Source organism: Muribaculum intestinale (assembly GCF_002201515.1).
GTDB classification, from domain to species: Bacteria; Bacteroidota; Bacteroidia; order Bacteroidales; family Muribaculaceae; genus Muribaculum; species Muribaculum intestinale.
Genome location: NZ_CP021421.1, coordinates 856,522 through 879,026, shown reverse-complemented (window position 1 = coordinate 879,026; position 22,505 = coordinate 856,522). Strand labels below are relative to the sequence as shown.

14 protein-coding genes are annotated in these 22,505 nt (G+C 52.9%); 11 read left to right on the top strand and 3 right to left on the bottom strand.

Translation table 11 applies throughout. The features are described from left to right. Positions 1-19: 19 nt before the first annotated feature. Positions 20-1,684 carry an anaerobic glycerol-3-phosphate dehydrogenase subunit A gene (gene glpA / locus ADH68_RS03720; RefSeq protein ID WP_068959747.1) on the bottom strand — a complete coding sequence of 555 codons (1,665 nt, stop codon included), beginning with the start codon at positions 1,682-1,684 and terminating at the stop codon, positions 20-22. A gap of 596 nt (positions 1,685-2,280) precedes the next feature. Between glpA and nifJ the strand changes: the two genes are divergently transcribed. The 9 genes from nifJ to ADH68_RS03675 all read left to right on the top strand — a co-directional run bounded on the left by nifJ (position 2,281) and on the right by ADH68_RS03675 (position 16,383). Beyond that, entirely contained in the window at positions 2,281-5,853 is a 3,573-nt protein-coding gene (gene nifJ, locus ADH68_RS03715) for a pyruvate:ferredoxin (flavodoxin) oxidoreductase (RefSeq protein WP_068959748.1), read from the top strand. A 366-nt stretch (positions 5,854-6,219) separates the two neighbouring features. Continuing rightward, entirely contained in the window at positions 6,220-6,768 is a 549-nt protein-coding gene (locus ADH68_RS03710; RefSeq protein WP_068959749.1) for an SPFH domain-containing protein, read from the top strand. Between the two features lie 29 nt (positions 6,769-6,797). Then, a complete protein-coding gene (locus ADH68_RS03705; RefSeq protein ID WP_068959750.1) occupies positions 6,798-10,010 on the top strand; it encodes a tubulin-like doman-containing protein in 3,213 nt (1,070 codons plus the stop codon). A 64-nt stretch (positions 10,011-10,074) separates the two neighbouring features. Then, a complete protein-coding gene (locus ADH68_RS03700) occupies positions 10,075-10,752 on the top strand; it encodes a hypothetical protein (RefSeq protein WP_068959751.1) in 678 nt (225 codons plus the stop codon). Between the two features lie 57 nt (positions 10,753-10,809). Continuing rightward, entirely contained in the window at positions 10,810-11,940 is a 1,131-nt protein-coding gene (locus tag ADH68_RS03695; RefSeq protein WP_068959752.1) for a hypothetical protein, read from the top strand. A 92-nt stretch (positions 11,941-12,032) separates the two neighbouring features. Next, positions 12,033-12,950 carry a hypothetical protein gene (locus tag ADH68_RS03690; RefSeq protein WP_068959753.1) on the top strand — a complete coding sequence of 306 codons (918 nt, stop codon included), beginning with the start codon at positions 12,033-12,035 and terminating at the stop codon, positions 12,948-12,950. Between the two features lie 38 nt (positions 12,951-12,988). Further along, positions 12,989-14,002 carry a hypothetical protein gene (locus ADH68_RS03685; protein ID WP_133165663.1) on the top strand — a complete coding sequence of 338 codons (1,014 nt, stop codon included), beginning with the start codon at positions 12,989-12,991 and terminating at the stop codon, positions 14,000-14,002. Positions 14,003-14,037: 35 nt separating this feature from the next. After that, positions 14,038-15,174 carry a formylglycine-generating enzyme family protein gene (locus ADH68_RS03680; protein ID WP_068959755.1) on the top strand — a complete coding sequence of 379 codons (1,137 nt, stop codon included), beginning with the start codon at positions 14,038-14,040 and terminating at the stop codon, positions 15,172-15,174. 225 nt (positions 15,175-15,399) lie between these two features. After that, entirely contained in the window at positions 15,400-16,383 is a 984-nt protein-coding gene (locus tag ADH68_RS03675; protein WP_084273891.1) for a metallophosphoesterase family protein, read from the top strand. A 105-nt stretch (positions 16,384-16,488) separates the two neighbouring features. On the opposite strand, the gene ADH68_RS03670 is transcribed toward ADH68_RS03675, so the two are convergent. Both ADH68_RS03670 and ADH68_RS03665 read right to left on the bottom strand, forming a co-directional pair. Continuing rightward, entirely contained in the window at positions 16,489-17,862 is a 1,374-nt protein-coding gene (locus ADH68_RS03670) for an alkaline phosphatase (RefSeq protein WP_068959757.1), read from the bottom strand. A 3-nt stretch (positions 17,863-17,865) separates the two neighbouring features. Further along, a complete protein-coding gene (locus tag ADH68_RS03665; RefSeq protein ID WP_084273892.1) occupies positions 17,866-19,176 on the bottom strand; it encodes a hypothetical protein in 1,311 nt (436 codons plus the stop codon). A 219-nt stretch (positions 19,177-19,395) separates the two neighbouring features. On the opposite strand from ADH68_RS03665, the gene der reads away from it, so the two are divergent. After that, positions 19,396-20,712, top strand: a complete 1,317-nt coding sequence (der, locus tag ADH68_RS03660; protein WP_068959758.1) for a ribosome biogenesis GTPase Der — start codon at positions 19,396-19,398, stop codon at positions 20,710-20,712. Then, a complete protein-coding gene (locus ADH68_RS03655; protein ID WP_068959759.1) occupies positions 20,709-22,496 on the top strand; it encodes a DEAD/DEAH box helicase in 1,788 nt (595 codons plus the stop codon). Before der ends, ADH68_RS03655 begins: the two co-directional genes overlap by 4 nt. Positions 22,497-22,505: the final 9 nt, after the last annotated feature.

Sequence of the window (22,505 nt, the reverse complement as noted above, 5' to 3'; positions counted from 1 at the left end):
GAATGGTTGTGTGTGAGGATTACTTTGTATCGATTACATCCTCAGGGAGGGCTATCTTGTCGATACCGCATACCCCCTCGTAGAGCCACGACATGAATTGTCCCTCTACAAGGGTCTCGCCCCATGACACGGGGCACATGCCCTTCCATCTCTCATTGATGAACGACGAGAGGTCGCGCAGTGTGCGCTCGGCGCAGTTGTTGGCCTTGACGAGCAATCCTGCGGCACGGCATGCGCAGAGCTCACCCTGGCATGTGCCCATTCCGAGTCGTGTGCGTCGGCGCAGATTTATGAGGTTGCCTACCTGAAGGTGGTCTATGGCATATTTGATTTCGCCTACGCTCACCTGCTCACATTCGCATACTACGGCTTCATCCTCCAGACTGTTGAATTCAATCTGTGAACTCAGTGTGCCGTGGCGGTCTTCGGCGGCCTTCTGTCCCACCGGCAGTGAGATAGTGTGTGCGTGATGATGGGTGAATTCCTGTTCTTTACCATAGCTGTTGTCAAGTTCCGAGCCCGGCAGAGGCACTTCGGCTGTGGTGCACGCTCCTTCCTTGCCGAGTTTTCTCATTGCCATATCGGTGGCCCACTCGGCCATCAGACGGTAAGTCATGAGCTTTCCGCCGGTAATGGTGATGAAGCCCTCTATGCCGTCGCGTACGGCATGGTCCAAACACACGATGCCTCGCGATATCGAGCGCCCTGACGGGTCGTTGTCGGCGGCTACCAGAGGTCTTACTCCGGCATATGCGCGCAATATGCGTGTGTATGCCAGAGAGGGAGCTATCTTGATGCCCTCGCGCAGCAACACGTCAACCTCCTCGGGTGTTACCTCCATGTTGTCAATCTGGTCGTATGGCACTCTCGATGAGGTCGTGCCTATTAGTGATATAGTGTCGCCGGGAACGAGTATGTCGGCATCGGCAGGCTTGCGGCATCGGTTGATAACGACATTGTTGACACGGTGTCCGAAAATCAGCAGCGCGCCTTTTGCCGGGAACATATTGATGGTGATTCCTGCGAGCGACGCGATGTTGTGTCCCCATATGCCTCCGGCGTTAATCATGAGGTCGGCATGTTCGGTATGCTCCTCTCCTGTGCGGGTGTCGCGCAGCTTCACTCCTGTTAGACGGTTGCCTTCGCGCTCGAAGTCGATTACCTGGTGGTAGGTAAGCACATCGGCTCCGTTCTGGCGGCCCGCCACCACATTGGCTACTGTGAGGCGGAACGGGTCGATTGCTCCGTCAGGCACCTTTACGGCTCCGATAATGTCGGGGTTTACCGCCGGCTCGATGCGCATCGCATCCTTGGGGTCGATGGCTTCGGCATTGATGCCGGCCTTCAGGCACGATTCGATAAATGTCTTCTGATATGCAAGGTCATCCTCCGGGAGGGTGATGAAAAGTCCGCCGGTGTCTTCCACACAGTGGCGTGCGATACGGCGGAGAATCATATTCTCCTTGATGCACTCTGTTGCCGATTCCTGATCGGTCACCGCATAGCGGGCGCCGCTGTGCAGCAGGCCGTGGTTGCGTCCGGTTGCGCCGGCGGTAAAGTCGAAACGTTCTACGAGGAGCGTTTTCAGACCACGCATGGCGCAGTCGCGGGCAGTCCCGGCGCCTGTGGCACCTCCGCCTATCACAATCACGTCGTAGTGTGTCTTAGCGTTGTTGTCGTTCATGACCAAGTGTATATGAGGTGGTTTAATAATCTATAATAGGGTGTGCGAATTGATGTTTTATCGCGGTATCGGGTAGGATTGTCAGCTCTTTCGGAGTGAAGAAAACGGGCAAACTTGCAGTTTCATCGCAAAAGTAAAAAATTTTTTAATGAAAATGAAGCGACACGCGGTATTTTTTTCTTGGCGAGATGTATTTTAATTGAGTAAACCGTTAAAAAATGTTCAGAGTGCTCTCTGATATTTACATCGGGAGGATTTTTGATATTAAACGTCTCAGCGGTGGCATTTTGTTCAACTTGGAGATGCACTACTTGCAGACTATAATCATAAAGACTGTAAAAACTGAAAAACACAGTTTGATAAAATTTGGACGGTTCGGCTAAATTGAGTAATTTTGCCGCAAACAGGTGTGGTGGGTTTGTCTGCCGGCATGTGTCTGAAGCCCACTCTCTCAGTAGAGTGGTATTACAGATTGATATAGTAGTGTCCCTCATCGCCCTAACGGGCAGTCCGGAGCCACCACCTTACCAGCAGCTATGACCATCATCCTATAATACAGATAGAATCCATAAATTTCAAAATTTAGATACACAGTTATGAGTAAAGAAAAAAAATTCCTGACCTGTGATGGAAACCAGGCCGCCGCACATGTGAGCTACATGTTCTCGGAAGTGGCTGCCATATATCCCATCACGCCTTCATCGACAATGGCAGAATATGTCGACGAGTGGGCTGCGGCCGGTCGTAAAAACATCTTCGGTGAAACTGTTCTTGTACAGGAGATGCAGTCTGAGGCCGGTGCGGCAGGTGCCGTGCACGGTTCGCTTCAGGCCGGTGCGCTTACTACCACCTATACCGCTTCGCAGGGCTTGCTGCTAATGATTCCCAACATGTACAAGATTGCCGGCGAGCTGCTCCCGTGCGTGTTCCATGTTTCGGCCCGTACACTTGCAAGCCATGCCCTGAGCATCTTTGGTGATCATCAGGATGTGATGTCGGTACGTCAGACCGGATTCGCCATGCTGGCAGAAGGTTCAGTGCAGGAAGTAATGGATCTTTCCGGTGTTGCTCATCTTGCAACAATCAAGAGCCGCGTACCTTTCGTCAACTTCTTCGACGGATTCCGTACCAGCCACGAAATACAGAAAATCGAGGCTCTCGAAAATGATGACCTCGCTCCTCTCGTAGACCGCGAGGCTCTCGCCGAGTTCCGCGCCCGCGCCCTCAATCCCGATGCTCCCGTAGCACGCGGTATGGCCGAGAATCCCGACGTATTCTTCCAGCACCGCGAGGCATGCAACAAGTACTACGACGCTGTGCCCGCAATCGTAGAGGAATATATGAACAAGATTTCCGAAATCACCGGACGCAAATACGGCCTGTTCAACTACTACGGAGCCGAGGATGCCGAGCGTGTGATTATCGCCATGGGTTCCGTTACCCAGGCCGCTCAGGAGGCTATCGACCATCTCAACGCCAATGGCGAGAAGGTAGGTCTGGTGAGCGTTCACCTCTACCGTCCTTTCTCTGCAAAGCACTTCCTCGCCGCTGTGCCCAAGACCGCAAAGAAAATCGCCGTTCTCGACCGCACCAAAGAACCCGGTGCAAAGGGCGAACCTCTGTACCTCGACGTAGTCGACTGCTTCTACGGCGTTGAGAACGCTCCTGTAATCGTTGGCGGTCGCTACGGCCTTGCCTCCAAGGACACCACTCCCGCACAGATTATCTCTGTGTTCGAGAATCTTGCTCTTCCACAGCCGAAGAACAACTTCTCGCTCGGTATCGTCGACGACGTTACCTTCCAGTCGCTCCCCCTCAAGGAGGAGGTGGCTCTCGGCGCTGCCGGCACATTCGAGGCTAAATTCTACGGCCTTGGAGCCGACGGTACAGTCGGTGCCAACAAGAACTCGGTGAAGATTATCGGCGACAACACCAACAAGTACTGCCAGGCCTACTTCTCCTACGACTCCAAGAAGTCGGGCGGATTCACCTGCTCTCACCTCCGCTTCGGCGACGAGCCCATCCGCTCTACTTATCTGGTGACAACCCCCAACTTCGTGGCATGTCACGTGCAGGCTTACCTCCATATGTACGACGTGACTCGCGGTCTCCGCAAGGGCGGTACATTCCTTCTCAACACCATCTGGGATGGAGAGGAGCTTGCCAAGAACCTTCCCAACAAGGTTAAGCGCTTCTTCGCTGAAAACGACATCACAGTATACTATATCAACGCTACCAAGATTGCTCAGGAGATTGGTCTCGGCAACCGTACCAACACCATCCTCCAGTCGGCATTCTTCCGCATTACCGAGGTTATCCCCGTTGATCTCGCCGTTGAGCAGATGAAGAAATTCATCGTCAAGAGCTATGGCAAGAAGGGCCAGGACGTTGTCGACAAGAACTATGCAGCCGTTGACCGTGGTGGCGAATACCACAAGCTCGACGTGGATTCCGCATGGGCTTCGCTCGCCGATGATGCTGCCGTTGCCAACAACGATCCCGCTTTCATCAACAACATCGTACGTCCCATCAACGCTCAGGATGGCGACCTTCTTCCCGTAAGCGCTTTTGTCGACATTACCGACGGCACATGGGAGCAGGGCACAGCCACATACGAGAAGCGCGGTGTCGCCGCATTCGTTCCCGAGTGGGTTGAAGAAAACTGTATCCAGTGTAACAAGTGTGCCTACGTATGTCCCCACGCCGCTATCCGTCCGTTCGTCCTCACTCCCGAGGAAATGGCTGCAGCACCCTTCGGCGAGGATGCCACCATCCCCGCTATCGGCAAGCAGTTCACCGGCATGCGCTTTATCCAGAGCGTAGACGTGCTCGACTGTCTCGGCTGCTCCAACTGCGTTGACGTATGTCCAGGCAAGAAGGGCAACAAGGCTCTCGTAATGAAGCCTCTTGAGACACAGCTTCCCGTACAGGCCGAGTGGGATTACTGCGTGGCTTCCGTCAAGTCGAAGCAGAATCTCGTCGACATCAAGGCCAACGTGAAGAACTCGCAGTTTGCAACTCCGCTCTTCGAATTCTCAGGCGCATGCTCCGGCTGTGGCGAGACTCCCTATGTGAAGCTCATCACCCAGCTCTTCGGCAACCGCGAGATTGTGGCCAACGCTACCGGATGTTCGTCTATCTACTCAGGTTCTGTGCCCTCGACTCCTTATACCACCGACGAGAATGGCCACGGTCCCGCATGGGCCAACAGCCTCTTCGAGGACTTCTGCGAGTTCGGCATGGGTATGACCCTCGCCAACGACAAGCTCCGTGCACGCCTCGATGTTGAGATGCGCGCGCTTCTTGACTGTGCTGACTGCTCCGACGAAATCAAGGCTCTCGCCACACAGTGGCTCGACGAGAAGGACAACGCCGAGCGTTCGCGCGAAATTGCCGACGCCATCATTCCTCTGATGGAGGCTTGCGGCTGTCCCGCCTGCAAGAAGGTGCTCGAGCTCAAGCACTATCTTGTTAAGCGCAGCCAGTGGATTATCGGCGGCGACGGTGCTTCCTACGATATCGGCTTCGGCGGTCTCGACCACGTTATTGCTTCGGGCAAGGATGTCAATATCCTCGTACTTGATACCGAGGTATACTCCAACACCGGCGGCCAGGCATCAAAGGCCACACCTATCGGCGCTATCGCCAAGTTTGCCGCTTCGGGCAAGCGCATCCGCAAGAAAGACCTCGGTCTTATCGCTACAACCTACGGCTACGTTTACGTTGCACAGGTGGCTATGGGCGCCGATCAGGCTCAGACCCTCAAGGCCATCCGCGAGGCTGAGGCTTACGACGGTCCTTCGCTGATTATCGCCTACGCTCCCTGTATCAACCATGGTATCAAGGCCGGTATGGGCAAGGCTCAGCAGGAAGAGGTCAACGCCGTTGCATGCGGCTACTGGCACCTCTGGCGCTACAACCCCGCAGCCGAGATGGAAGGCAAGAACCCCTTCACTCTCGACAGCAAGGAACCCAACTGGGACGAGTTCGAAGGCTTCCTCAAGGGCGAGGTACGCTACGCTTCTGTAATGAAGCAGTATCCCGCAGAAGCTGCCGAGCTCTTCGCCGCAGCAAAGGCCAACGCACAGTGGCGTTACAACAACTACAAGCGTCTCGCCCAGCAGCAGTGGGGTGTGGATCCTGAAGTTGAGACCCTCGAAAACAAGTAAGTTTACTCATAATCTTCAATAACGGCCGGCGCCGGAGTGGATTGTCCACTCCGGCGCCGCTTATTTCAGCATGTTTTAGAGCATGTCTGAAAATGCTCTTGCCGTTGATGTGTTTATGATTTTGTTGTTATGGTTAACATATATTTGTGCAACGGCCGGTTTAGGTGTCGATTTTTGATATCCTGTGTGGGGTATTGGAGCGCTTTTGTGACGAAAATGGTTAAAATGAGTGGAAAAAGTTGTTTGGATGCTAAAAATGATTTAAATTTGCATCAATTACCCCCCCCCATTTGCTTTCAGATTGTTAGTACGTGGCCGGTGGCGGGTTGACAGTGCAAATAATAACCCTCCATCATCTTTTCGGCCATGGATACTATTTGGGCTTTTTTATCATCCCTGCTTACCGGAGTCGGCGCCGCTTTGGCGCTTACCGCCGGCGTGGCGCTGCTGCTTCATTATGTGGCCCGCGCCGCATGGATAGCCAATGCCCTCCTTTCATTTATCCTTTTTGTATTGGCGTCGTTCCAGTTTGTGCTCCTCTTTGGGGCGGAAGCTGTGAGAGGCTATGCCGAGCTGGTTATCGACAGTGCCGCCATTGCAGGCGGGATGGCCGATGCCGAATCCGTGCAGGCGCTTGTAAGCGAGGTGCCGGGCATGGCCGATTATGTGGAGATGGGCAAGCAGGGGCTTGAGGATACATCCGTTACCATACAACAGCTTGTTGACGACGTGCTGTCGGGATATATATGGCGTAGGCGTCTATGGATTGCCGCATTCACGTCGGCAGTCGTCATCGCCGGATTCTTTATCCCTTCGCGACGGCGCAGCAGCCACAAGGCCTCCCTGTCGGCCGATATGTACGGAGGCGGAGGTTACTCATCATCTTCGTCATCATCTTCTTCCTTGAATTTCTAATATAAACATAAAAATATTCAACAACCGTTATGGCTGATATTCTTATTGGTCTCGGAGGCACCGGAGGCAAAATCCTCAAAGCCTTCCGTCAGCGACTCTGGACTGAGTTTGACTCTTCCCAGCGCAAGAATCTCCCTATCGAATTTATCTATGTCGACAGCGACCGCGCAATGCTCGACGCCTCTGATGTGTCATATCAGACAATTCATGGCAACTGTGTGTTCGAGACCAGCGAGTTTGTCGATATCAAGACACACAGCAACATTGATGCCATCTTCGCCAATCCCAAAGGCTATCCGCGCTTGATGGGTGTGCTCGGCAACGTCGGCGCTACCCAGTCGGCTGTATGTCCCATAGGTGCAGCAGCCGACCAGAAGCGACGCGCAGGCCGTATGCTGTTTGCCGCCAACATCGACGCATATCTCTCGCGACTCGGCAGAGCCGTGCAGGATGTGCAGAAAAAGGAAGTGGGCGGAAAGATTAACCTCCACCTGTTCTGCGGTCTCGCCGGCGGTACCGGTTCAGGCTCGATTATCGACGCTATAACCCAGACCCGCAAATGGATGTTCGAGCATAATATCTCCGAGAAAAACGGATTCTCGCTTACAGTATTCTGCCAGATACCCGAGGCTACTCCCCAACCCAACTGGGACACCGGCCGCTACAAGGCCAACGGCTATGGCGCCCTGCTGGAGCTCAACAACCTCTTTACATCACACTACAACATGGAATGGGGCACACGCGTGTCTACGCCACCTTACGACGTGTCGACCAACATAGAGACAGGCCGTATCTATCTTACATATGATAATCCCACCCCTCAGAATGTAAAGAACGGGAATATCCCTCAGGAGCTGAATATCGCCGGAGGTCTGATACTCTATACTAACAAGAACGACTTCGGTTATTCCGTCAATGACCCTATACAGCTTGCCGGACTTGTATCCGACTTTGTATACAGCCGTATATTCTCTCCGATGGACCAGATGGGTCAAGAGCTCGGACGTTTCTATACATTCGAGAACCTCAGCAACAACCGCGACGAATACGACGAGACTGCCGACCCCGAAGAAGGCTCGCCATTACCCGTGCGCACACGCGCTATAGGCTCGTTTGGCATAAAGCGCATCATCGTGCCTGAGACCGAATTACAGGAACATATCGCCTATACTCTCGGCAGCAGCGCGCTCCTACAGCTGAAATACAACAATTGGAGCAACACCTCGGGCTATCGCGAGGAAGCGCCCTCATTCGACGAGGTGACCTACGTGCGCGACCCGGGACGACGCGGCTCATGGAAGCTCACTCCCGAGCATATGCGTCTGAAGCAGTATGTCATTGACTCCGACGAGAAAGAAAAGTGGAATACAGGTGATTTCGCAAGCTATTGGAATCCATGTGTCGACCGCTGGGCCGAAGCCGCAAAAGGCACACAGCATCCGTTCGACAAACTTGTCGACCTCTGCCGCGGCGGATATGCCGAGGGATTCCGCAGTGTCGGTGTCGAGAATTTCTACCGCGACAAGGCACGCAGCCTCGACACATACGCCAAACAGATTGCCGAGGGTGTGGAAAAATACCTGTTCCGCGAGTGGTCCGACGGTCGTCTGGCGCTTGTGAGCGTACGCCATATTATCAGCGAGCTCGCAAAGCAGATGCGCGAGCAGGCTCTTGAGTGCTCGGAGATTGTGATACCTGACCTCGACACCAAAATCAACGAATTCAAGGGCATCATCAACCAGGCCAAGGAAGATGTGCTCAATACCAATATTGTAAAACGTCAGATTATATTCGGCAACCGATTTGAGCGCGCCACACACTATGCCAAGATGCTCTACTCGGTTATGACCGAAAGAGCGGCTGTAGAAATCTTTACCAAGCCACTTCTTGAGAATCTGGAGCAGCGCTTCAACGACCTCAACAGTCGCCTTATAGGATTTGAGGGACGTTTCGACGAGCTCTACAAATTCACCAAGGAGCGCATGACAGCACTGAGCGATCTCGAGACTCTTTCTGACGGCGAGAACCGCGACGGTACAGAGACACTGACCGACCCGATTGTCAAGTTCTACAACCGCAATCGTATGAAAGAACTTGAGCGCCGTCTCAACGGTGACCATGACCGCATGGGCACCATCACCGACAGTGTGCGCTCGTCGATTGTAGACTCTCTCAACAGCGAGGGACGTTTCACCAATGTCACCAACCTCTCAAACAACACTGTTTCCAGCGCATTGCTCGGCCAGGTGTTCGAGACAATCCGCACGTTCCACAACGATCTCCTTGTAGAACGCACAGAGAAAGTGCTTGATGTGCCTATCCTCGAACGTCTCCAGCACAAATTTGGAGGCAACGACATGGCGCTTGCCAAATTCGCTCAGGATATCATCCAGGCGAGCGGTGCTTTCCTTGAAATCAACCAGAACGAGATTCAGCTCAACAACGCCAATACTCCGGCACCGGAGGTAGGTAAGAATATTCTTCTGAAGCGTGTGCTTGTCACTCTGCCCAAGGCCAAGGATCCGGCACTCATGCAGTTTGCCGACGAACTTAAGCGCAAGCTCGAAGGTGCTATCCCCGGCGGTTCGGGCGCATCCGTGATTGTCAGCACAGAGGGTACCCGTGCCAACGAGATTACATTGATGATTGTCGAGAACGGATTCCCGATGCGTGCTATCGGCTCTCTGCCCATGCTTAAGGCTGAGTTCGACCGTCTGATTGTATCCAATCCAGCCAACTCGATTGTACTTACATCAGAGGGTAAGGCTGAGGATTTCCGCAGTCTGACAGCACTTCCTCCGAAGACTCCCGACCAGCTCCGTGCCGAGGTAATGCCTTATATGATGATGGCACTTGGTCTGGGTGCAATCAAGTTTGATACTAAAAGTACCGAACAGTGGGGTGCCGCCGGCGAAGAAGATATCTTTGGTGAATCTGATATAGTGTCATGGGGATATTCCAAGTTTACCGACATGGCTTATGATGACCGTCTTATCGAGGAGCATGGAAAGGAGACAATACGTATAGCCCGCGAGGCTCTTGCCTCTCGATTACAAGATGTGGATCCTGCCGCGCTCAAGGCTATTCAGGATAAACTTAAGGAGACCGACGCCGAGTTTATGGCTACAGTAGGCAAGGTGATAAAGGATGAGAATCCTACTCCCAAGTCGCGCTACAACGACTTTGTCAATTGGACCATGGCCGCCAAGAAAATCATAGGCGAATACCGTCCCCAGCGCTAAGCCGTATGTGCATTGCACTTTTTAAGGAATAATAAGAAAAATAAATCAAGAATATAAGAAAGCAATGGCAAACGTAAAGAAATATCGTTGCATGAACGTTGGCAACTGTAAGACAGCCAACGAGAATAAGACTTTTGAGATAGCCGACGGCGCCGACAAGGTGTGCCCCGACTGTAAGAAAGATATGATAGTCGAGGTGAAGGGCGGCTCAAAAGGCCTCATCTTCGGCGGAATAGCTGCCGGTGTAGTAGCTGCTGTGGCTATAGGATTATTTAGTACCGGTGTATTCTCCGGTAAATCGGATGTGGCCGAGTCTGTAGCCGTAGCCGACACTACAGTTGTGGTAGAGGAGACTCCGGTGCAGACCACTGATTCCGTTACTGTGAATGAGGCTGAAAAAACCGACACTGCCGTGGTAGTAGAGGAACCGGCAGCCGAACCACAGGCTGCGCCTGCTACTGACAAGGAGGTAAAACAGCCGGCAGCGTCCAATTATCTTAACGGATATGCTCTTCCCTACGGATTGTATACCGGCCCGGCAAAGAACGGTCGGCCCCACGGCCCCAATGGTGACATTAAGGTTACTAAATCATATACTCTGGATCTCCACAACGGAAATTCACTTCAGCTTAATCCCGGCGATAAGATTTCTCGCTGTAAGTTTGTCGACGGCAAACTTTCCTCCGGTATGCTTGAGCGTCCCGACAAGACGGCCAAGCAGATCAACATCGGTGTGAACTAATCGGGCATGAGTTGCGTATCATATTTGATGTAACACTCAAATAGATACCATAGACGAATGAAATTTTTCGCCAACATAACAGCAGCTGTACTGACGCTGTCGGCCTTAGGTGGGCCGACAGCGTTTGGTGCACCTGTGTTGTATGATGCCGACTGCCTCGAGCGCATGGTCGATGCCCTTGATTACGACCTCGACCAGCAGTATGCCTGGGAGAGCGCCGACACGACCCTTATGCTGGAATTCAAAAAGCGCCCGGTGCGTATCGACATATCCGACGGTCGCGTGGTGCATGTAGGCTACCGTATGTTTTCCGACAGTCAGCGTGAGCATATGCCTTACCGGCAGGTATTCGATTTTCTGGAGCGATATGCCCTCGATGCCGAACTGCCGGTCAAGCGGGTGAAGAGCGTGGGGGCGATGCTTGCCGAGGATGAGGTGACATGTTCCGAATCAGGATTCTCGCGTCTGCGCTCCTATGCCTCCGACTCTACACTCCTTCTATCGGTGGCCGATATAGGCGGACGGCGCTACAGAGTGGAATGGCATAAAGAGGACACCCCGGTATATTATATCGAGTTTCCGATTGAATACGAGCTGCTCCACGGCACTTCGATGCCTGAAAACGAGCGCCGCCTTGTAGCCGATATCCAGGCGTGGAAAGGGAGCCGCGAGAGAGTCGACACGCTGACGTCGCGCGAAGAGCTTGTGCCGATTTACCGGAAGAATTACTACATACTTCCTGGTGACTCGTATCTGCTCGACAATCTCACATCCAACCGCTACTACATGCTGGCCGAGGATTCCGATTCACTCTTTGTGCCGATATATACCCGAGATTATCCCCTCGAGACTCTTGCCACGCTGCTCGTTACGGGCACACTGCCCAACGACTTCTCGTTTGAGATGAAGGTTGACGGCTACAACATGCTCCCTACAGTGACCGTGCCGGTCAATGCCGCCCTTGATTATTTCCGTAGCTGCGGTTGCGTGCCGTTCTTCGGAGTGGGCGATTTCACCGACCCGGTGGCCACATGCTACCTCGTGATGCGCAATCCTTCCGAGGGCTACTGCCATCTGATGCGCGTCACCGCCAATGTCTCGGAACTCGACAGCCGACACGGCACTATGGCCTGCCGACTTACACCCTATATACCGATGTCGCGCGTAGCTTCGCTTTTCGACGACTGACAATCACGTTACCCATACCCATTGCGGTGGTAGTCCTGCCGCAGAAGTTATTATCACGCCTCTCTTATCTACGATTTTTTTGCAAGGAAAATATGAAAGAATTGAATCGTTTGGTCTTCACCATCATTGTAGGATGCGTCGCTATGGCGTCGTTTGCGCAGAGCGAGTCGCAGACAAAGGAGATCAACAAAATCAAGCTCGACCCGGGCTATGTGTTTGCCGAGTCGACTATGGAGAATGCCGACGAGGCACGCGAGACCGTGTGTCTGACGCTTTCCAATTTTATGAACGAATATCTGGAGGAGAGCGGCGAGTCGCGCCGTGTGGCAGCAGCCGAACTCGGTGCGATAAAGTACATCAATGCCAAGCGTGGCAACGCCACTTACGTGTTTGGCTACATACCTGTAGCGACATTCTCTTCTTCGGCACCCGCTCCTCTGGCTGTGGAGAATACTGTGGCTGAAGAGCCCGTTGCCACACAGCCTGAATCTGTGGTGGCTCAGCCGGAGCCGGCCGTTATGCAGCCTGTGGCTGAAAATACCCAGGCCACTGTAGCTCCACAACCCGAGACGTCGGTCGAGGATGACTATGCCGAAGTGTCGCCCGAACAGCAGGCCATGGGGGGTGCGGCTCTCGGTATGCTTTTCGGTAATGTATTCGATCAGCCTTCGTCCTCTCAGACAAAAATCTCCTGCCATGGTAATCCAGCCGACAGCGGACAGCTTAGCGACATGATTTCCGAACTTCTAGAGTCGGCCGACGCGCGCAAGGCCGCTTATCTGCTCAATGTATACAAGACTACCGGCAAGATTCGCGGATTTGGGGCTCTCCCTACCTGTCGCGACGCAGCCGGCTCCCACTGGCTCATAATCGATGCATCCGGCTCGATTGTGGCTCTGCTCGGCCCTGCCTCCGACGACAATCGTCACAACTATGTGTCGGGCGGTGTCGACCATCTTGCATCCTACGGCGGCAAGTATGCCGTATGGTTTACTCCGAGAGCCAGATAGACAGATATCAATATACCATAAATGTGCAAATATACGATATGAAAAAATACATTTCACTTATCTTTCTCGCCCTCGGGCTGGCAGCATCGGCTCAGGGTGCCTACGACTTCCGGCTGGCTCCCACCACGGTGAGCCCGGCGGTCAAGTCGGCCATAGAGCAGAATGTCTCCAATCTATTTACGGCTATCAATGCGGCTGCAATGACCGGCGGTGACATAAACTTCACCGGCATTGACCTCACACAGGATGCCAAGCAGTCGATTGTAATGACATGGGAGAATGTGCACTTCACCACTGCCCAGGACCAGTATGTAGGACAACTTCTTAAAGAAAAGAACTCCAACGGCTCGCTGCGAGGCCTGCAGGTGCGCAACCAGCAGGTCGACATGAAGCCTATCGACGATACCTACGAGGGGCCGATGGCTCAGGAAATCGTGCTCGACTTTACCCCCACAGGGCGTATCTCCGACTTCAATTTCGCGATGGAAAACACACAGTATCTTACACTCCTGCGCGATGGCGCACGCCTGGGTGATGCCGCCAACCGCATGCAGATAATCAACTGGTGTGAGAAACTGCGCAACGCATACTGTCAGAAGGATATCCGCATGCTCGACGATCTCTTCAGCGACGACGCTCTGATTATCACCGGACGTGTGGTGACCGAGCGCCGCCGCAGTGATATCGCGCTGGCCAATCCTACACGTGTGGAATATGTGAAGCAGAACAAGCAGCAGTATCTCAGTCGACTGAAGATTGTATTCGACAGACAGAACCGCGGCGGATACGTCAATGTGAAGTTTGACGATTACCGTGTGGTGCGCCATGCCTCCAAGCCAAATTATTACGGTGTTACCCTGCGCCAGCAGTGGCACACAAAGGGGTATTCCGACGAGGGTATCGTGTTTCTCATATGGGACTTCAACGATGAGGACCATCCCAAGATTCACGTACGCACATGGCAACCCCTTCAGGATACAGCCTTCACCATGGGCGATTTCAAATTGCCCGACCCTGCCGAAAAGGCCTCGTTTACTCTCGACCGCAACTGATAAACTGAATTTAACCTTAGAATAACCTTTGACTGATGAAACGTATTGTTACAACTATTCTTGCTACAATCTTTTTCATAGCCTCTTCGATGGCTCAGGAGCTGATGGTGCGCGAGTTCCGTCCCGACGCTTCCGACCTTAGCGCTGTAGTCCATCAGGTGGCTGATGCCAACGGCAATCCCTGTGCGCTCGTGCGCCTCGGACTCGCCGTGCCCGATGCCTCGTTCGAAGGCGATATCATAAAGGCCGACCCAAAGGACGGCGAATACTGGATATATATGCCCGAAGGCTCCAACTGGCTCAATGTGAAGACCTCGCAGTATGTACCCCTGCGCTACGACTTCCCCGAGGCCGTTAAGGCCAATACCACCTATGTACTCAACGTGATGCCCAAGCCGCAGGAGAAAAAAGGCCTTGGCGACGTTGTGCCCGTGACTCTCCCCGCGCGTGCCGCCGCATCAATCGGAGGAATGGCCGCCGACCAGGGACAGCCTGTCACATTCAACATGATTAAAGTAAAATCGGGTATGTACAAAATGGGTGCCACTCCCGAGCAGGAGAGCCACGAGGGCGACGAGCAGCCGGTGCACTGGGTCACTATCTCCAAGGACTTCTATATCGGAGAGACCGAGGTGACACAGGAACTCTGGGAGTATGTGATGAACTCCAATCCCTCTGTCATCAAGGACCCCCAGCTCCCGGTGACCAACGTGAGCTGGAACGACGCCAAAGAGTTTATCCGTGCTCTCAACCAGATAACCCGCGTAAGATTCCGCCTCCCCACAGAGGCCGAATGGGAATATGCAGCCCGAGGCGGTCATCAGGCCGGCCACTTCAAGTACAGCGGCAGCAACACTGCCGAGGAGGTCGGCTACTGGTATATCAACAGCTCGTCGCGTCCGAATCCTGTGAAGTCGCTCAAGCCCAACGAACTTGGCATATACGACATGAGCGGCAACGTGTGGGAGCTCTGCGAGGACTATAAGAACGACTATCCTAAGAAAGATGTGGTAGACCAGTTCGGAGCTTCTCCGGGCAAGAACCGTGTGCGCCGCGGCGGTGGCTGGGACAGCGAGAATGTCGACCAGCTGCGCAACGCCTACCGCCGCCGTGTGGAGGAGAACATGCGCGAACGCTCTACCGGTTTCCGTCTGGTGCTCACCACCGATTAAGCTGAATAGAACTTGTCATTAACTTAATTCATATGCGGTCAAATTCGGAAGTAGTTGATTGTCAGTAAATCCAGATTTGACCGTTTTTCATTAAACAAGTTCGGAAAGGATGTGTGATGGTGTATATAAAGGATATGTTGGTAATAAAAAGTTCCGATGACCAATATGAAATAGTTGATTAAGCATAATCTAATTATTATCTTTGGGCGTTTTATGAAAAGAATTATGAATTTAGCGGCAGTGTTGTCTGTGCTTCTTGCTGTATGCGGAGATGCATTTGCCCAGCCCTCGCTGAGATTTAACAGTGACGGCACTTTAAAGATAGTGCAGTTTACCGATACACACTACAAGTATGGAAAGAAAGCCTCGCATGCCGCCACCGAGATGATGGACGAAGTGCTTGAGGCCGAGAATCCCGACTTTGTAATCATAACCGGCGACCTCGTATACTCCAAAGGGGTAAGAGAGGCGCTCCCCGAGCTTGTCGAGCCTATCGTGCGCCGCGGACTCCCGTGGGCCATGGTGTTCGGCAACCACGACGAGCAGTTCGACATGACTTTACCCGAGATGTACGACGCCATGCAGGTGATGGCCGGATGTATCATGCCTCCGCGTCCCGAAGGCGTCGACAGCCCCGACTACTCGGTGAGTCTGCTTGGAAGCGACGGTTCCGACCGTGTGGTGGGAGCGCTTTATTGCCTCGACAGCCATTCAGGCGCCCGCGTGCCAGGAATCGGGAAATATGCATGGCTCACCTACGACCAGATAGGGTGGTATCGTGGCGAGAGCATGATGCGCACGCAGGCGGCAGGTGGCAAGCCTGTGCCCTCGCTCATGTTCATGCACATCCCTCTGCAGGAGTTCTCAGCCGCCCACGGCGATCCTAAGAACTTCCTCCTTGGCACAAAAGGGGAGAACATATGCCACCAGGCGGCCAACAGCGGCATGTTTGCCTCGATAAAGGAGATGGGCGATGTGTTTGGTGTATTCTGCGGCCACGACCACGACAATGATTTCGTGACCCAGTATGCAGGCGTGATGCTCGGCTACGGGCGCTATTCCGGCGGCAAGACCGTATACAATCATCTTGGTAAAAACGGTGCAAGAGTTATCGTTCTACACGAGGGAGAGCCGCGCCTTGACACATGGGTGCGTCTGCGCGGCGGCGATGTAATAAACACCACGGCTTTTCCCCGTGCTGCCAAATAAACTCTAACATAGACCGCATGGCGGCTAAAATATTATCAGGGCGCGTATTGGAATTGATTCCAATACGCGCCCTGATAATATTTGGTCGATGCTTTACGCAGCGTTTCAGCGCGCGGCTTCAAGTATCTTATGGGGAATCTGTGTATTGTCGTTGAATGTAGCGAAGCGCTCGGCTCCGACCCCGACGGCATATACAGGCACCAGTCCGGCGGTATGCTTGTTGGATGTCCAGCCGATGCCGGTAGCTTTGTCGAGCACATCGTACACGGCCTCGGTAAACTGGTCGAACGTCTTGTACAACGTGTGGTTGTCGGTGCCTTCGTTGCGGGTGATTGCCTTGTCGTAAATAGCCTGTAGGCGCTCGGTGTCCTTGTCGCTTACCGGCACATATGCCCAGAATCCGAGTTTGTCGGTCAGGAATCCTTTCATCTCGTCCCACGAATATGACTTGCCCGATTTTATTATATCGCGACAATACACCGTAAAACGCTCCTTGGATATGCGTTGGTGGTCGTAATGCTTGAGCTGCAGGTTGTAGCCGAGAGAGTTGTTGCCGAGACCCATACCTCCGGTCTCGTGGTCAGCGGTGACTACAATCAGAGTCTCATCGGGGTGTGCGAGATAGAAGTTGTAGGCCATGCGTATCACATCGTCATAGTTGAGCACCTCTTTTATTACCGTTCCGGCGTCGTTGGCATGCCCGGCATGGTCGATATTGCCACCTTCTACCATTATAAACCACTTGTCGCGGCCGTTCTTTTCAAGATGTTTCATGCATGCCTCGGTCATTGATGCAAGCGTGAGCCCCGGCACTGAATCGATAGTGTAGTACCACACGTCGGGGAAAGCGATACTGTCGAGCAGCATCACTTTTTCAGACTTTGAACGGCTCAGAGCATCGAGTCCGCGCACTACATCCACACCGTTGTCGGCAAATCTCTTTTCGAGATCGGTCGCTTTGCCGTCGCGCACGGTTCCGCGCAGACTACGTCCGGCGATGAAATCGAAACCGCACCTCGCGGCATCGCATCCTATTTCATAGAACATACCCCTGTTCGGCACATGGGCGTAGAATGCTCCCGGAGTAGCGTCGTCGGCATCTTCGGTTGTGATTATGCCTATGCCGTAGCCCCTCTTCTGAAGGTCTACAGCAATTGAGTTGACATGGGATGAGTCCGGAGCCATTCCCAGCATGCTGTTGGTGGTCTTTATGCCTGTGGCCAGGGCTGTGCCGGCTGCAGCCGAGTCGGTCACCGGTGACGATGCCGAGTGTGTGGTACACTGCGATGCAACCGGAAACTGCATCATCATCAGCGGCGTGTCATTACCTGCTACCGTCCGGTTGTAGGCCTCTGCTCCCATGGCATGGCCCATGCCCATGCCGTCGGCGATGAAGTAAAAAATGTATTTCGCTTCTTGAGCTACGGCTGCTGACGATAACGACAGAAAAAATGCGGTTATTAATGCAAATTTTTTCATGGTTTATTCTTTGAATGAGTCAAGTTTTTCAAGATAATATTTTCTGAGGTCTTTCCACCGGTAGTAAGGTCCGCTTACAGGTGTACCTGGAAGTACAATCTCATTCTCGTTGAGAAGCACCTTTACCAGCACATCGTCGGTGGCGATAGAGTCTGTCGGGCGGTAGAAAATCATCTGGATATTTGCGGCCATAGGTATTATGTCCTGACAGTACCAACGCGACTGCTCAAGTTGGTCAAGGCTGTTGATTTCCCGGGCATAGTCGTTTATCTCCATCAGTACGGTAAGCGGCAACACCATACCGTCGTGACCGAACCGCAGATTGGCGCTTACACGTGGCGATGCTACAGCCGTATCGGCGCTTTCGATAAAGTTGCGAAGGAGATGGCGCTGGCTGTATTGCGCTCTGTTTTTTGTCAGCTTGCTGTTGCCTGCTTCGACAAACCAGTTGGCGTTGGAGCGCATCCATTGGCCGTGCTGCTCCTCGCGGGAGAACACCCTGTCGGTAAGCCATGGCATCCCTATATGGCTCTGCATGTTGGAGAGCACACGCCACAGGCGTCGTTCGACCCGGCTGTTGTCAATGCTGTCGCGTATAAATTCCGGATTTGTTATGAGTCGGGTTAGAAAGACTCCTTTTTCCGGATATTTTGCCTGAAACTTTTTCAGTTCTTTTTTCTTTGCTGCCTTGCGAATCTTTACTCCGGTCGTATCGTCAAAATTCATGTAGCGCATGTCGGCATTACTTGCGTCGGCAAGCACTTTTACTCCGGGTGCCAGTTTGTTGATTGAGTTAAGCTCGTTGACCATCGACAGTATGCAGCGTATCACTATCGTCGATTTTGCGTTGACTGTCGAACCCGGTGCGAACACCTGAGGGAAATTCCTTACCATTCGCTCACCGATGAGCTGATGCTGTAGAGCCCCCATGTCGGTAAGTTCCTCGCAGCGTCCCTGTTCTTTGGCGGCTATGTCGCGAAGCAGTTCAAGAGTCTCTTTGCCAAGTGGTGTGAGGTATCCGTTGCGTTCAGCCTTCTCAAGTTCGGCCACAGGGTATTCATAGTCCCTCTGGTCGATAAGCCAGCGCGAACCGTGGCGTCCGTAGTGTTCGATATGAAACGGCTCATAACCGTCAGGCGCAGGTGTGAGAGCCGGGGCAGGGCTGTCGGTATACGGATACGCATAGTACTGTGCCGATAATTCTTGGCCTGTAAACTCATCCACAGACTTTGGCTGAAGAGGGGACGCATTGGCGTATAGTATTGTGCAGGATGCGAATCCGGCAAGAATGCAACGTAGAGAGGTTTTCATCATATTGAGTTGTTGGATAGATTGTATGTGCAAATTTACCAAAATTATGGCAATATATGCCGACTGTCATCCGGCAGTGGATTCCATGCAGGGTGTTCATTTGCCTAAAAAGTGTTAAATGCGTCTTTAATCGATAATCGGACTTGTTTATATTGAGAGATAAGATAGGTTGCTATCTTTAAAAATGTTAAATTTGCAGTTTGAAAAAATATATAGAATATAATGGGAAGACTCGTAGCAATAGTCGGACGACCTAACGTGGGCAAATCCACGCTTTTCAACCGTCTCACCCAGACCCGCACAGCGATAGTCGACGATATGGCCGGTACAACACGCGACCGCCAGTATGGTAAGGTCGACTGGATTGGCAAGGAATTTTCAATTGTCGATACCGGCGGATGGGTAGTAAACTCCGAAGATATATTTGAATCGGAAATCAACAAGCAGGTGCAGCTGGCAATAGAAGAGGCTGATGTAATACTTTTTGTAGTCGATGCGATGAACGGAGTCACTGACCTTGACGATCATGTGGCTGAAATCCTGCGTCGCTCCAAGAAGCCTGTCATACTTGTGGCCAACAAGGTGGATTCCAACGACTGGATTTACAATGTTCCGGAATTCTACAAGCTCGGTCTCGGAGACCCGTTTACGGTATCGGCTTCCAACGGTTCCGGCACCGGCGACCTTCTTGACGAGATTGTAAAGGATCTGCCGGAGGACGACGGCGAGGAAGAGCGCCTCGAGAGTATCCCTAAATTTGCGATTGTAGGACGCCCGAACGCCGGAAAGTCATCTATTATCAATGCATTTATAGGCGAGGACCGCAATATCGTGACCGATATCGCAGGCACTACACGCGACTCTATCTATACCCGCTACAATAAGTTTGGCTTCGACTTCTATCTTGTGGATACCGCCGGTATCCGTAAGAAGACCAAAGTCAACGAGGATATCGAGTATTACTCTGTAATCCGCTCGATACGCTCTATCGAGGCTTCCGACGTGTGTATCCTTATGATAGATGCCACACGAGGAATCGAGGCTCAGGACGTCAACATATTCTCGCTGATACAGCGCAACAAGAAAGGCCTTGTGGTGTGTGTCAACAAATGGGATCTCGTGGCCGACAAGTCCAATGAGTCCATCCGCCACTTCGAGCAGACTATACGCCAGCGTTTCGCCCCCTTTACCGACTTCCCGATTATATTCGGGTCAGCGCTTACAAAACAGCGTATTTTCAAGGTGCTGGAGACAGCCGTAAATGTCTACCACAACCGCAACCGCATCATACCTACCTCCCAGCTCAACACCTATATGCAGGAGGTAATCGGAGCCTATCCGCCACCCGCCAACAAGGGCAAGTATATCAAGATCAAGTATGTGACCATGCTTAAGGAATCGATAATCCCGACATTCGTTTTCTTCTGCAACCTTCCCCAGTGGGTAAAGGAACCCTATCGCCGCTATCTTGAGAACAAGATCCGTGAGAAATGGGACTTTACGGGGACTCCGGTCAACATATTTATGAGAGAAAAATGACAAAAACATTTGAACAATTAGGCGTAAGTGAACCCCTGCGCCGCGCTATCGAAGAAATGGGGTTTGAAACCCCGATGCCTGTACAGGAGATGGTGATACCCCATCTGCTGAATGAGGATGGCGACGTTGTGGCGCTCGCACAGACCGGCACGGGCAAGACTGCCGCATTCGGACTCCCGGTGCTGCAGCGCACCGACACTCATGTCAACGCTCCGCAGGCGCTCATAATAGCGCCTACACGCGAACTGTGTCTGCAGATCAGCAGCGATCTGGCCGACTTCTCCAAATACATGCCCTCCCTTAAGGTGCTCCCGGTGTATGGAGGGTCAAGTATAGAGAGCCAGATACGCTCGCTTCGACAGGGTGTGCAGATTATCGTGGCTACCCCCGGCCGACTTATCGACCTCATCAACCGAGGTGTAGTAAACCTGACCGAGGTGCACACAGTAATCCTCGACGAGGCCGACGAGATGCTCAACATGGGATTCGTCGACGATATCAACGACATCCTCACCCATGTGCCCGACAACCGCAAGATGCTGATGTTCTCTGCCACCATGCCCAAGGAAATAGCCCGTATCGCCCAGCGGTTCATGAACAATCCGCAGGAATTTGTGGTAGGTGTAAAAAACTCCGGGGCCGAGAATGTGCGCCATATATACTATATGGTACATGCGCGCGACAAGTACCTCGCCCTGAAGCGTATTGCCGACGACAATCCCAACATATACGCTATCGTGTTCTGCCGTACACGTAAGGAGACACAGGAGATTGCCGACTGGCTCATACAGGACGGCTACAATGCCGACTCTCTCCACGGAGAGCTCTCGCAGCAGCAGCGCGATATGGTGATGAAGAAATTTCGCGATCATGTGTTGCGCATACTTGTCGCCACCGATGTAGCCGCACGCGGCCTCGACGTGAGCGACCTTACTCATGTCATTAATTACGGACTTCCCGATGATGTGGCCACATACACCCACCGCTCGGGGCGTACCGGACGCGCCGGAAAGACCGGCATATCGATTGCCATAATCCATTCGCGCGAGCGCGGCAAACTGCGCGACATAGAGAAGCGCATAGGCAAGACCTTCGAACGCAAGGATGTGCCTACTCCCGACCATATCATAGAGAAGCAGCTCTACAATCTTGCCGACCGTCTGGAGCGCGTGCAGGTCGACGACGACCAGATATCGCGCTACTTCACCGGAGTGGAGCGCAAACTCGGATGGCTGTCGCAGCAGGATTTGCTCAAACGCATACTGTCGCTTGAGTTCAATCGTCTGCTCGACTACTACAAGGATGCGCCTAAAATCGACTATATCGACGAGAAGCCTGCCGGACGTGGACGCAAGGATAAGGACAAGACGATATCTCCCAAAGAAAAAGACCGCCGTACCGCCGACAGGGGCATGGCACGCATATATGTCAATGCCGGAAAAAGCGACGGATTCTTTGCAGGAAACCTCATCGACATCCTTAACCATACGGTCTCCGGTCAGCGTGTCGACGTGGGCCGTATCGACTTGATGCCCGGCTACTCGCTGTTCGACGTCAAGAAGTCCGATGCCCGCCGGGTGGTCGAGGCTCTTACGGGACATGAGTTTGTAGGCAACAAACTGTATGCAGAGATTGCCGATCCCGAAAAGGACTATACGCATGCGTCGCGCCGAAAGAAAGAGGCGCCATCGGGTGACGGAGCGCCGCGAGCCGGTAAGCCGGCACGACGGAAACCGGCCGGGAACTATGATAAATTTATTAAGAAAGGTAAAAAACACAAGTAAAATGCTTGT